The following is an 11,808-nucleotide window of genomic DNA, read 5'->3' as shown; positions in this document are numbered from 1 at the left end:
CTTAGTCGGCGAAAAAGAACTCGTCCGGGCGGTGAACGCCGAAATGCGCACCGGGCTCCCATGCCCACATGGCCTGTTCCGGCACATTGCGCAGACGGTTCGACACGACAATGGGTTGGGGTGCTCCATTCAGGATACCAATGGCATAAAGCTGATCGGCGTGGATTTTAAGCATTTCCGTCCAGATTTCCTTGCGTTCGTCGTCCGTTGTGGCGACCTCCCAGTTATGGGCCAGTTGCATCAGACGTTCTGCCTCGGGCATGTCGGGGGCTTCCCCGGCTTCACCACCTGTCTGGTAGAACTGGCCCCATTTTGGCCAGGCCAGGAATACCTGATCGGTGGGCGCCAGATAGGTTGGAGACGTGTGTGCCTGCGGGATGCCGTCATCCCATCCATACCAGACCGATGCCATCGAGTTGCCGGCAAACACCCGGTTGCGCAGGATATCGCGATCCAATGGGCGCATGACCAGCTTGACCCCGATCTCACGCCAGGTGTCGGTGACGATTTGCAAGGCGTTTTCAACCTCTTGCCGCTCACCAGCAGTTTCGATCACCAGTTCCATAGGGCGGCCATCCGGTAACAAACGGACACCGTTCTTGTCGCGCTCGGTCAGGCCGACCTCATCCAGCAACGCATTGGCCTGGCCGACATCGTAACTGGCCCAGGCGGTGGCATTCCTTTCATCGTAAAAGGGCGAGGCAGGCAGAACCGACATTGCACCGGGGTGCGCAAGCTTGAAATACAAAGCTTGGTTGATTGTCTCGCGGTCGATGGCAAGGGACAGGGCGCGCCGCACACGGACGTCACGCAACACTTCGCGCCAGGCGTCATCCTCGAAATTGAGGTTCGGATAGATCGCGATTTGCGATGCAACGCCGGTTTTCCACAGTAATGTCTTGTAGCCGCCTTGCGCCTCGCCTTTTTTCAGGATGGAAGCGTCGCGGAAATCCAGGCCCCGACCTTGCAGGTCGCTTTCCCCTGCATTGGTTTTGGCGGCAACCAGACCGGGGGCAACGATCTCCATCTCGACCACATCGATATAGGGCAGCTGAACCCCTTTGCTGTCGATACGGTGGTAATAGGGGTTACGTACGAAATTGTGGCGGATTTTCTTGCCGGAACTTGCGTTCAGCCAAGGTTGCAACGTGGGCAATTCGTGATTGTCGAATTTGTACAGGTTGTCGAGCTTGTTGTGCAGCGCGGCCCAGCTTTTGACGCGGGCATCGTCGACCAGAAAGGCAAGTTCCTCAGGCTCGGCATATTTCTCGTGATATCGTTTCAGGAACGCTGCGGGACGATAGATAAAGGGCGGTCTTGCCTGAGCCAGCGATTGTAGAAAACCCGGGTTTGGGTCCTCCCATTCGAAAATCACAGTGGTTTCATCCGGGAAGGTAACAGTGGGTGATTTGCCTTCGACTATCAGAAAATCCGGCGGGCCTGACGGGCTGAGCAATTTGTTGTTGGCAACGTCTTCCCACCAATAGCGGAAATCTTCCGACGTAAACGGAGAGCCGTCGGACCATTTGTGCCCTTCGCGCAGTTTCAGGGTGAATTTGCGGCCGTCTTCGTTTTCAAACGACGCCAGCAAATCGGGGATAATCTCGTAGTTCTGGTCGAAACCGACCAGCCGGGCATAGCCATAGACAACCATCTGGCGGATATCTTTGGAGCGCGTGATCATGGTGCGCAGGGTGCCGCCCTGTTTGCCAAACTCGCGCCCCTTTGCTGCCAGATCGACAATCAGCGGGTCCTTGGGCAGGCGCTCTTGAACGGGAGGAAGATTGCCCGCTTCTACTTCCGCGTTCCAGAACGCGCTTTCCTGCGGCGTCGGGATCGTCTCGGCCGTGGCGGGCAGCATCCCGATGAACGCCAGCGAAGCGGCCAGGATCAGGGGGCGAGTGGTCTTAAACATGGCAACGTACCTTATGGCCCGGTTCCAATTCCACCAATGAGGGTATCACGGTGTCCGAGAAACGAAAGGCTTCATCCCAACTGTCCGGCGCGCCGGCGCCCAAGGAAACCACTTGCAGGTCGATCGGGCGATTGATGTCGGGTTCGGGTTGAGCGGCAATCAGCGCTTTGGTGTAGGGGTGGCGCGGATTGTAGAAAAGAGTTTCGGGTGGTGCTTGCTCGACGATCAGGCCTCGACGCATCACGGCAACTTCGTCGGCGATCCGTGCAACAACGGCCAGATCGTGCGAGATGAACAGATAGGACAGATTCAGGCTGTCCTGTAGATTTTCCAACAGGGTCAGAATCTGCCCCTGTACCGATACATCCAGCGCCGAGGTGGGTTCGTCACACACGATGAGCTGCGGGTCGAGCATCATGGCGCGTGCTATCGACAGACGTTGCCGCTGCCCCCCCGAAAAGGCGTGTGGATAGCGTTTCAGCATGTCGGCTGTCAGGCCGACGCGCTGCAACATCTCGGCGGCCTTGTCGCGCTGCTCGGCGGTTGTTCCGATGCGGTGAATTTCCAGCGGCTCAGTCATCGCGTCCTGAATGCGCATCCGCGGGCTGAGCGAGCTGTAGGGATCCTGAAACACCATCTGCGCATTGCGCTGAAACGCCGTGCGCTGGGCGCGGGTCATGTTGTGCACCGTGACGGGATCGGCATTCGGCGCGGTGCGGAACAGGACTTCTCCGCCGGGATCGGGCAGTTCCGCACCCAACGCGATCCGCGCGGCTGTCGTTTTACCTGATCCGCTTTCACCAACAATGGCCAGCGTCTTGCCACGTGCAAGATTCAGATCGACCCCTTTGCACGCATAGATTTCCTTGTCGGCCTGCCACCCTTTACTGGACCGCATCGTGTAGGTCTTTGAGACGCCCTTCATCTGAAGGATCAGATCGTCGTCCGGCATCGGTATGCCCACAGAAGCCTGATCTGGAATTTCCGGCGCAGCATCAAACAGTTGTTTGGTATATGGATGCGCCGGGGAGGTCAGGATTGGTGCGGCCGGGCCGGCCTCCATGATGCGGCCCTTGTGCATGACCACAACCTGTTCGGCCATGTTGGCAACCACGCCCAGATCATGGGTAACCAGAATAAGCGCCATGCCAGTCTCGCGCTGCAATTCCTTGATCAGCCCCAGAACCTGAGCCTGAGTGGTCACATCCAGCGCGGTGGTTGGCTCGTCCGCGATCAGCAACTCGGGTTTGGATACCATGGCCATCGCAATCATGGCGCGTTGGCGCATTCCGCCCGACAGCTCGAACGGGTAGGAGTCATAGGCGCGCTGTGGATCTGGAAAACCCACGCGCTCGAACTGCGTCAGGACCTTTTTGCGCGCTTCAGACTCGGAAAGCCCACGATGCAGCCACAGGACTTCACTGACCTGATTCCCAATCTTGTGCAGAGGTGACAGTGATCGCATTGGTTCCTGAAAGATCATCGAAACGCGATTGCCACGAATGCCGCGCATTTCCCGTTCGGTGACCGCTGTCAGGTTACATGTGCCCTTGGAATCATTCAAAGTTATCGTGCCGCTGCGTATCTGGGCCGTTCGCGGCAGAATCCGCAAGACGGCCCGGCACGTGATGGTTTTACCCGATCCCGATTCACCGACCAGCGCCAAGGTTTCCCCTGGTTTGACATCAAAGTTCACATCCGCGACCACGGAACTTCCCGCACCAAAGCCGATGCTGAGGTCTCTGACGCACAACAACGCGCTCATGCAGGCTTTCCAACCGTTTGGCCGCTTGGTGACATCGGTCGTTTCAACTCCCCGTGATTTTTTCGCCAGTGTCGCGCGGTTCCGCCTGTCTAGTCAAACCCGTTCTTGGGCTGAAATGTCGCGAAAATGTGAAACTTTGGGCTTCGTCGCTACACAAAGTCTTGAGAATTTGTCATCTAAGGCGGCGTCGGGGGCATCTATGCTTTCGATTGGTATCAAGGAGATATTTACCGGTGTCCAAGAATCAAAGCCGTCTGGACTTGTTTATCGATCGAATGGTGTCACAGCGCGCCTGTCTGGATCACGCGATTGCGCAAACGGCAGGCATGGCAGGTCCGGTGTTTGAACTGGGTCTGGGCAATGGGCGCACCTATCATCATCTTGTGCAGCACATCGATGGACGCCCTGTCTTTGTGTTCGAACGCGCGGTGGCTTCGCACCCCGATTCAACCCCGCCCGAGGATCGGGTGATTTTGGGAGATGTGCGCGAGACGCTGCCAGCGGCGGTCGACAGGTTTGGACCGACAGCAAGCCTGATCCATGCAGATCTTGGGGGGCATAATCGCGAAAAGAACGACATCTTTGCGCGGCTTGTTTCCCCGTTGATCGAGCCATTGCTGGCACCGGGTGGATTAATGGTATCAAGCGACCGGATGTATTTCGAGCGGCTGGAGGAAATGCCGTTGCCCGAGGGTGCCGTCGAAGGGCGCTGTTTCATCTATCGGCGCTGACCAGAGAGAAGGGGCCTGCATGATATTCTACGATTGCTCTACGGCCCCAAACCCGCGCCGTGCTCGCATGTTCATCGCGGAAAAAGGGTTGGACATCGAAACGCACGAAATCTCGATTGCTAAGGGCGCGCAGTTGAGCGCTGAGTTTCGTGCAGTGAACCCCCGGGCCACAATCCCGGTTCTGGTAACGGATGAAGGCGCAGTCCTGACCGAAAATCTTGGCATCGCCGCGTATCTTGAAGCGCGTTTCCCCGAGCCGTCCTTAATGGGCCGTACCGCTGATGAAAAAGGGTTGGTCTTGATGTGGAACGCAATTGCCGAGCAGCAGGGCGGTGCGCCCATCGCTGAGGCTTTGCGCAACAGCCACCCGGCGTTCAAAGACCGTGCTATTCCCGGCCCTGTTAACCATGCGCAGATCCCTGAGCTGGCGCTACGTGGGCGCGAGCGGGTTGCGTCGTTTTTCGAGCTGCTGGAGGCGCGGCTGATGCAAAGCGCGTATGTCGCTAGCGATGTATTCACTCTGGCGGATATATCCACTTTTGTTTTTGTCGATTTCGCGCGCGTCATAAAGATGCGGATACCGGACGGCAATACGAACACGCAGGTCTGGTTTGAAAGCGTGAAAGCCCGCCCAAGCGCGCAGCTTTAGGTTTGCAAAGCAATAGGTAGAGTTCTCTCATTCCGCACTGTACAGAAATGTCTAGACAGAACTGAACAGTGCTATTAGCGTCTTCCAAGATTCTGTTCAGGGAGGTCGGGATGAAATCCCAATATCGCGTAGTGGTCATTGGTGGGGGCGTCGTTGGTGCCTCGGTTCTGTATCATCTGGCCAAATTCGGCTGGTCGGATGTGGTCATGCTGGAAAGGCGGCGGCTGGCTTCGGGATCGTCATGGCACGCGGCGGGCGGCATCCATGCCCTGAACGCGGATCCAAACATGGCCTCGTTGCAGGCCTACACAATCGACCTGCTGAGTGAGATCGAAAAAGAATCGGGCCAGAATATCGGTTTGCATATGACCGGTGGCCTGACTTTGGCCGGTACGCCTGAACGCTGGGAGTGGTTGCAGGCCAATTACCGCATCTTCCAGTCCATCGGTATTGACGACTGCGAATTGCTGACCCCGCAAGAGGCACAGAGACGCTGCCCGATCATGTCAACCGACGGTGTTTTGGGCGCGATGTGGGCGGATCGCGAGGGGTATATCGATACAACAGGTACTGTTCAGGCTTATGCTACTGCGGCCAGGAAACGTGGTGCCGAATATTATGAGGAAACCAAGGTCGAGGAATTGATCCAGACGGCGGATGGCTGGCAGGTGGTGACCGATAAGGGCACGATCACCTGTGAACATGTGGTCAACGCGGCCGGGCTCTGGGCCAAGCAGGTTGGGCGCATGGCAGGGGTAGAGCTGCCAGTCTCACCGTTGAAGCACCACTATCTGATCACAGACACGGTGCCCGAAGTCGCGCAGGCAGATTTCGAGATGCCGATGACTGTGGACCTCGAAGGATTCACCTATATGCGGCAGGACCAGAAGGGCGTTCTGGTGGGGATCTACGAGGTCGATCACGAACACTGGGCGATGGATGGCGCGCCGTGGAACTATGGCGAGGAACTGTTTCAGGAACAGCTTGACCGGATCGAGAACGAGCTGACATTGGGCTTCGAGCGGTATCCGTCGATCCAGAACGTGGGCATCAAGACATGGGTCAATGGTGCGTTCACGTTCTCGCCGGATGGTAACCCGCTGGTTGGTCCGGTTCCGGGCAAACGAGGGTATTGGACGGCCTGTGCGGTCATGGCGGGGTTCCTGCAAGGTGGTGGCGTTGGGAAAACACTGGCCGAATGGATGATCCATGGCGAGCCCGAAGCGGATGCCTGGCCGATGGATGTGGCGCGCTATGGGGATTTCGCACAGAACAAGCGGTATATCCGTGAAACCACTGGCCAGTTCTATTCGCGCCGCTTCGTGATGACCTACCCGAACGAACAATTGCCTGCGGGTCGCCCGTTGAAGATGGCTCCGGCGCATGACGCGATGACTGAGGCCGGATGCAAATGGGGCGTCAGCTGGGATCTGGAGGTGCCGTTGTATTTCGCACCCAAAAGGTTCGAGGAAACGCCAACTCTCAAACGTTCGAACGCGCACGACATCGTGGCGGCTGAATGCAGGACCATCCGTGAGGGCGTGGGCCTGATGGATATCACGGGCTTTTCCCGCTTTGAGGTTTCCGGTCCCAATGCCAAAGCGTGGCTGGATAACGTTATGGCTTCGAAACTACCCGCCCCGGGTCGTGCCAAACTGGCGCCGATGCTGGGCGAAGACGGGCGGCTCAAAGGCGATCTGACCGTGTTGAATTGGGGCGATGGCACCTGGTGGATCATGGGCAGCTATTACCTGCGCGCCTGGCATATGCGATGGTTCAACGATCATATGATGGATGGGGTCACCGTCCGCGACCTGGGAGAGGAGTATTGCGGGTTTGCCGTGGTCGGACCGAAATCGCAGGCGGTGGTCGAGAAACTGGCCGAACAGGATATCTCAAACCTGAAATTCATGGGCTGCGGTGATTTCGACATCGGCCTGGTCCGTGCCCGCGTGGCCCGCATGTCGGTGACCGGCGAAAAAGGGTATGAAATCAACTGTCGCTATGGCGATCACATCAAGCTGCGCCGCATTTTACTGGAAGAGGGTTCAGAAGAGGGAATCCGCGAGTGCGGATTCAATGCGATGCTGTCAACGCGGCTTGAGAAAAGCTTTGGCATCTGGTCGGCAGAGTTCACGCAGGCTTACACACCCGGCATGACCGGCATGGATCGCTGGATCGACTGGGACAAGGAGTTCATCGGCAAGAAGGCCGCTTTGGCCGAACGGGATGGCAATGGCCCGGCGCAGGTACAGGTAACACTGGAAATCGATGCGTTGGACGCCGATGCCAGCGGGTATGAGCCGGTCTGGGCCAATGGCGAACGCGTGGGTTTTGTGACTTCAGGCGGTTATGGGCACCACATCGGCAAGTCGTTGGCGATGGCCTTGATTGACCGTGACAAGGTGGACCCGGGTACGGAACTGTCTGTCCATGTGGTGGGTGTGGAATGTCCGGCGCGAGTAATTGCGCCGTCGCCCTACGACCCTCAGGGCAAAGCGATGCGGGGCTGATCATGGCCGCTCCGGACCGACGACGCCGAAGGCGAGGGGGCGAGGCTGCCCCGCAGCCCAGCCGCGACGTGAACTATCGCCAGCTTAGGAACCCTTTCCCATTGATGGAGGTGTTCCCGGCTGACCAGATTGCGGACATGCACGAGACAGCGTTGCGTACGCTCGAGGAGTTGGGTGTAAAGACCCTGCTTCCCGAGGCGCGCAAGCTGTTCAAGCAGGGTGGCGCGCGCGTGGATGAAGACAGTGAGATGGTCTTTATTGGGCGCGAGATGGTTGAGGCTGCCGTTGCCTCGGCCCCCAAATCTATTGCTTGTCGTGCCGGTTCACGGCATCGGGATTTCACTCTGGAACTGGGTTCGCTGGTGTTTCAACCGGGGGCAGGCGCGCCGAACGCAACCGATCTGGAACGTGGTCGCCGCCCGGCGACAGGTCAGGATTATCTGGAGTTTCTGAAGCTCACCCATCATTTCGATGTGTTCCAGATGATCTCTCCTCAGGTTGAACCTCAGGACGTACCGACGCATCTGCGCCACTACTTCACGACGCAGGCACAGATGGAACTGACCGACAAGTTCCCGTTCTTCTTCTCGCGCGGTACGCCGCAGGTCATGGATTGCTTTGAGATGCTGTCCACGGCGCGAGGTCTGTCGGATGATGAGTTCCGGGGCAACGCGCATTGTTACACGATCATCAACACAAACAGCCCGCGCACGTTGGACATTCCCATGGCGCAAGGTCTGATTGACTTCGCGCGCCATGGTCAGATGTCGATCATCACACCGTTCACCCTGATGGGGGCGATGGCGCCGATCACCGTGGCCGGGGCAATCACCCTGTCCCATGCCGAGACGCTGGCCGCGCTGACCTTGGCGCAGCTGGCCAGACCGGGCGCTCCGGTGTGTTACGGCACGTTCACCAGCAATGTGGACATGAAATCCGGTGCACCTGCATTCGGGACGCCCTCGCATTTTCAGGCATCACTGGCCGCAGGCCAACTGGCGCGTCACCTTGGCCTGCCCTGGCGGTCGGCGGCAGGGTCAGCGTCAAACAGCAACGACGTGCAAGCGGCGAATGAGAACCAGTTTGGCCTTTGGGGTTGCCTGATGGCCGGGGCGACTGTGATCATTCATTCCGCGGGCTGGCTGGAAGGGGGATTGACCGTATCCTTCGAAAAGCTGGTCTGCGATGCCGAGGTGCTGAACATGGTGGCCGAGCTTTGCGCGGGCGCGCAGGCGGGGTCCGCCGAGATTGGCTTTGATACCGCTTTAAGTGAGGTCGCGCCTGGCGGTCATTTCTTTGCCTGCCCCCAGACGATGGAGCGCTACACCACCGAGTTCTATCAACCGCATGTCCATGACTACGCCAATTTCGGCACATGGACCGAACGCGGTTCAACAGATGCCAACCAACGTGCAACGGGGGTTTGGCAGGGTATCCTGAACGATTTCAAGGCCCCTGCCATAGACAATGATCGTTTTGGTGCATTGCAGGACTTTATCGCACGTCGCACCGCCGAGGGCGGGGCGCCACCGGAGAGTTGAATGAACAACAAACCTATCCTTCACCGCGATGATCCCGAGGCCGAGCCCCTGATCGGCAATGTCAAGGTCACCCGCGACGACTGGCTGAACGTAGCGATGGACGTGCTGATTTCGGACGGGGTGGACCAGATCAAGGTTCTTAACCTGGCCGAGCGGATGGCCGTGTCACGTTCATCCTTCTACTGGTACTTCAAGTCCAGACAGGAACTTTTGGATGCACTGCTGGCGCGGTGGCAGGCGACCAATACGGTTGCGCTTGTAAAACAGGCCGAAGCACCAGCCGAAACGATAACGGGCGCGGTCTGCAATGTGCATCGTTGTGTGGTCAACACGGACTTGTTTGACACCGCATTGGATTTTGCCGTGCGCGACTGGGCGCGTAAATCGGGCAAAGTACGCCGTGCGCTGGACCAGTCAGACACACGGCGACTTGAAGCTTTGCACGCGATGTTCGCCAGATACGGCTATTCCGAAATCGAGTCCGAAACACGTGCGCGCGTGCTGTATTACATGCAGATCGGATATGATCTGGCACAATTGAACGAACCCTTCGAGACGCGGATCTCGATGGTGCCGCATTACCTATACGCCTTTACGGGCGTTGAACCGAAACCCGAAGAAGTTGAAGAATTCAGCGCATATTCCCGGCGCTACTGGAAAGGAGACCCGACATGAGTCAACCAGACGCAATCATCATTGGCACAGGTGTGATCGGCGCGGCCATCGCGTTCGAAATGTCCAAGGCGGGCTGGAAAACCCTGTCTCTGGATCGCAACGCACAGGTTGGGCACGGTTCAACCGCCGGGTCCTGCGCGATCATCCGGATGCATTATTCCACCTTCGACGGAACGGCGTTTGCCTGGGAAGGCTATCATTACTGGCGCGACTGGGCTGACTATCTTGGACTGCCAGAGGGGGCCAATCTGGCTCAGTTCAGGGAAACCGGCTGCCTGGTCATGAAGACCGAGGCGAACGGGATGCTGGAAAAGCACATGCGCAATTCATCAGAACTGGATTGCCCGTTCGAAGAATGGTCGGGGGAAAAAGTGGTTGAACGCCTGCCGGTTTATTCGTTGGACAGCTTTGCCCCGGCGCGCCGCATGGATGACCCGGAATTCGGCCAGCCCAACGGGCGAAAGATGACGGGTGGAGTGTACTGGCCGCAGGCGGGATATGTCACCGACCCGGCCTTGTCGGCGCAAAACCTGATGGATGCTGCCAAACAGCACGGGGCCGAGGTCCGCACCAGTGCCGAAGTTACCGAGATCCTGACCGAAGATGGTCGCGTTTCCGGAGTCAAGCTGGCCTCGGGCGAAGAAATCCGCGCAAGGGTTGTCGTGAACGTGGCCGGGCCGGGCTCGGCTATCATCAATGGGATGGCAGGCGTTCTGGGCGACATGACCATCAAAACCCGCCCCCTGCGGCAAGAGGTCGTGCATGTCCCTGCCCCGGAGGGGTTCGACTTTGAAAACGACGGAACCATCGTCTCGGACAGCGACATCGCCTGCTATTGCCGCCCGGAACACGGCAATCACATCCTTGTGGGATCTGAGGACCCGGAATGCGATCCGCATCAATGGTGCGAGGATGATGTCACCTATAACCGAGAGTTCACGAACCAATGGACCACACAGGCCATGCGATACGCGCAGCGTGTACCCAGCCTTGGTATTCCATCAAAAACGCGGGGCGTGGTTGACCTTTACGATGCCTCTACTGACTGGATTCCGATCTATGACAAATCCAGCTTGCCGGGGTTTTACATGGCCTGCGGGTCCAGCGGGAACCAGTATAAGAATGCACCGATTGCGGGTAAAATGATGGCGGCACTGATCGCGTATTGCGAAGGCGGAGCGGATCACGACGCGGAACCGTTGCAATTCGAACTGCCTTATATCAAACGGATCATCGACGTGGGCTTTTACTCACGCAAGCGCCCGATCAATGAGGAAAGCAGCTTTTCGGTTCTGGGCTAGTCGGGTTTTTGCAACAATCAAAGTCGAGCGGGGCAGGTTTACAGCTTACCTCGCTATGACCGACCGAAGGATCGGCGCATAGCTTCCAGGCTGCGAAACGGACAGTATACCCTGATGTTAGTTACGTTGCCGCGAAGGTGACCCAGGCCCAGACCATCGCCACATAGGTCAGGTTGTGCAGGCACTGATCCAGCCCAGCCGCACGCCAGAATGCGGCCTGCGTGGGCTCAAGTTGTTTCTTGTCTGAATAGCTGGCTTTCACGAAATCGATATTGAAGTGAATAACCCATTCAAGCAATTCGACAATCAGGATAAACAAAAGCGGCGCGCCGAAAGCGGCAAACACGATGACAGAGCCCGCAACATGAACTGCTGCATGCTGCGCGCGTCCCAAGTGAAAATACTCGCCTCTGCCAGAGAGCATCTTCGGTGTCTGGAGGTAGTAGTCAGCGAACATATGCTTAATCTGTAAAAGGCAAAGCATAAGTAGCACTGCGCCAATACTGGCAGTCAAAAGAACCCTCCCGATATCGTTCAAAACCGACTTTAGGCAATAACACGGCCATGCGTAAATGAACTAGTTCACATAAGATAAAGAAAATTCTCAGGAGGGAAAAAATTTGCATAACGTGTCAGTATGGCAGTAAATTCAAACTGTTGAATTTGGGCGCACGGCGTCCGGGCCGTGTTATCGGCCAGCAGTAGGGGCAGGTTCCAT

Annotated in this window: 9 protein-coding genes; 6 read left to right on the top strand and 3 right to left on the bottom strand. The window is 57.6% G+C overall.

All coding sequences use genetic code 11. The features are described 5' to 3' along the window. Position 1 precedes the first annotated feature (1 nt). On the bottom strand, positions 2 to 1,915 hold the full coding sequence (locus ACR3FC_RS05720) for an ABC transporter substrate-binding protein (RefSeq protein ID WP_480473818.1): 1,914 nt from the start codon (positions 1,913 to 1,915) through the stop codon (positions 2 to 4). Then, on the bottom strand, positions 1,908 to 3,680 hold the full coding sequence (locus ACR3FC_RS05715) for an ABC transporter ATP-binding protein (RefSeq protein WP_480473817.1): 1,773 nt from the start codon (positions 3,678 to 3,680) through the stop codon (positions 1,908 to 1,910). Before ACR3FC_RS05715 ends, ACR3FC_RS05720 begins: the two co-directional genes overlap by 8 nt. A 233-nt stretch (positions 3,681 to 3,913) precedes the next feature. Here ACR3FC_RS05715 and ACR3FC_RS05710 point away from each other — a divergent pair, with 233 nt between their 5' ends. The 6 genes from ACR3FC_RS05710 (at position 3,914) to ACR3FC_RS05685 (ending at position 11,090) form a co-directional block, all read left to right on the top strand. Beyond that, positions 3,914 to 4,411, top strand: a complete 498-nt coding sequence (locus tag ACR3FC_RS05710) for a class I SAM-dependent methyltransferase (RefSeq protein ID WP_480473816.1) — start codon at positions 3,914 to 3,916, stop codon at positions 4,409 to 4,411. Positions 4,412 to 4,430: 19 nt separating this feature from the next. Beyond that, positions 4,431 to 5,060: a glutathione S-transferase family protein gene (locus tag ACR3FC_RS05705; RefSeq protein ID WP_480473815.1), complete on the top strand. Its 630-nt coding sequence runs from the start codon at positions 4,431 to 4,433 to the stop codon at positions 5,058 to 5,060. Between the two features lie 110 nt (positions 5,061 to 5,170). Continuing rightward, positions 5,171 to 7,573, top strand: a complete 2,403-nt coding sequence (locus ACR3FC_RS05700) for a GcvT family protein (protein WP_480473814.1) — start codon at positions 5,171 to 5,173, stop codon at positions 7,571 to 7,573. Between the two features lie 2 nt (positions 7,574 to 7,575). Next, a complete protein-coding gene (locus tag ACR3FC_RS05695) occupies positions 7,576 to 9,114 on the top strand; it encodes a trimethylamine methyltransferase family protein (RefSeq protein WP_480473813.1) in 1,539 nt (512 codons plus the stop codon). Continuing rightward, positions 9,115 to 9,789: a TetR/AcrR family transcriptional regulator gene (locus ACR3FC_RS05690; RefSeq protein WP_480473812.1), complete on the top strand. Its 675-nt coding sequence runs from the start codon at positions 9,115 to 9,117 to the stop codon at positions 9,787 to 9,789. It abuts the gene before it with no gap. After that, complete coding sequence (locus ACR3FC_RS05685) at positions 9,786 to 11,090, top strand: NAD(P)/FAD-dependent oxidoreductase (RefSeq protein ID WP_480473811.1); 1,305 nt, start codon at positions 9,786 to 9,788, stop codon at positions 11,088 to 11,090. The genes ACR3FC_RS05690 and ACR3FC_RS05685 overlap by 4 nt, the downstream gene beginning before the upstream one ends. Positions 11,091 to 11,211: 121 nt before the next feature. On the opposite strand, the gene ACR3FC_RS05680 is transcribed toward ACR3FC_RS05685, so the two are convergent. Then, entirely contained in the window at positions 11,212 to 11,574 is a 363-nt protein-coding gene (locus ACR3FC_RS05680) for a DUF3307 domain-containing protein (protein ID WP_480473810.1), read from the bottom strand. Positions 11,575 to 11,808: the final 234 nt, after the last annotated feature.

The sequence above is a fragment of the Ruegeria sp. AF3 genome, from assembly GCF_056536285.1.
Note: the sequence above shows the minus strand (reverse complement) of the source record. Positions and strands in the feature narration are given on the sequence as shown.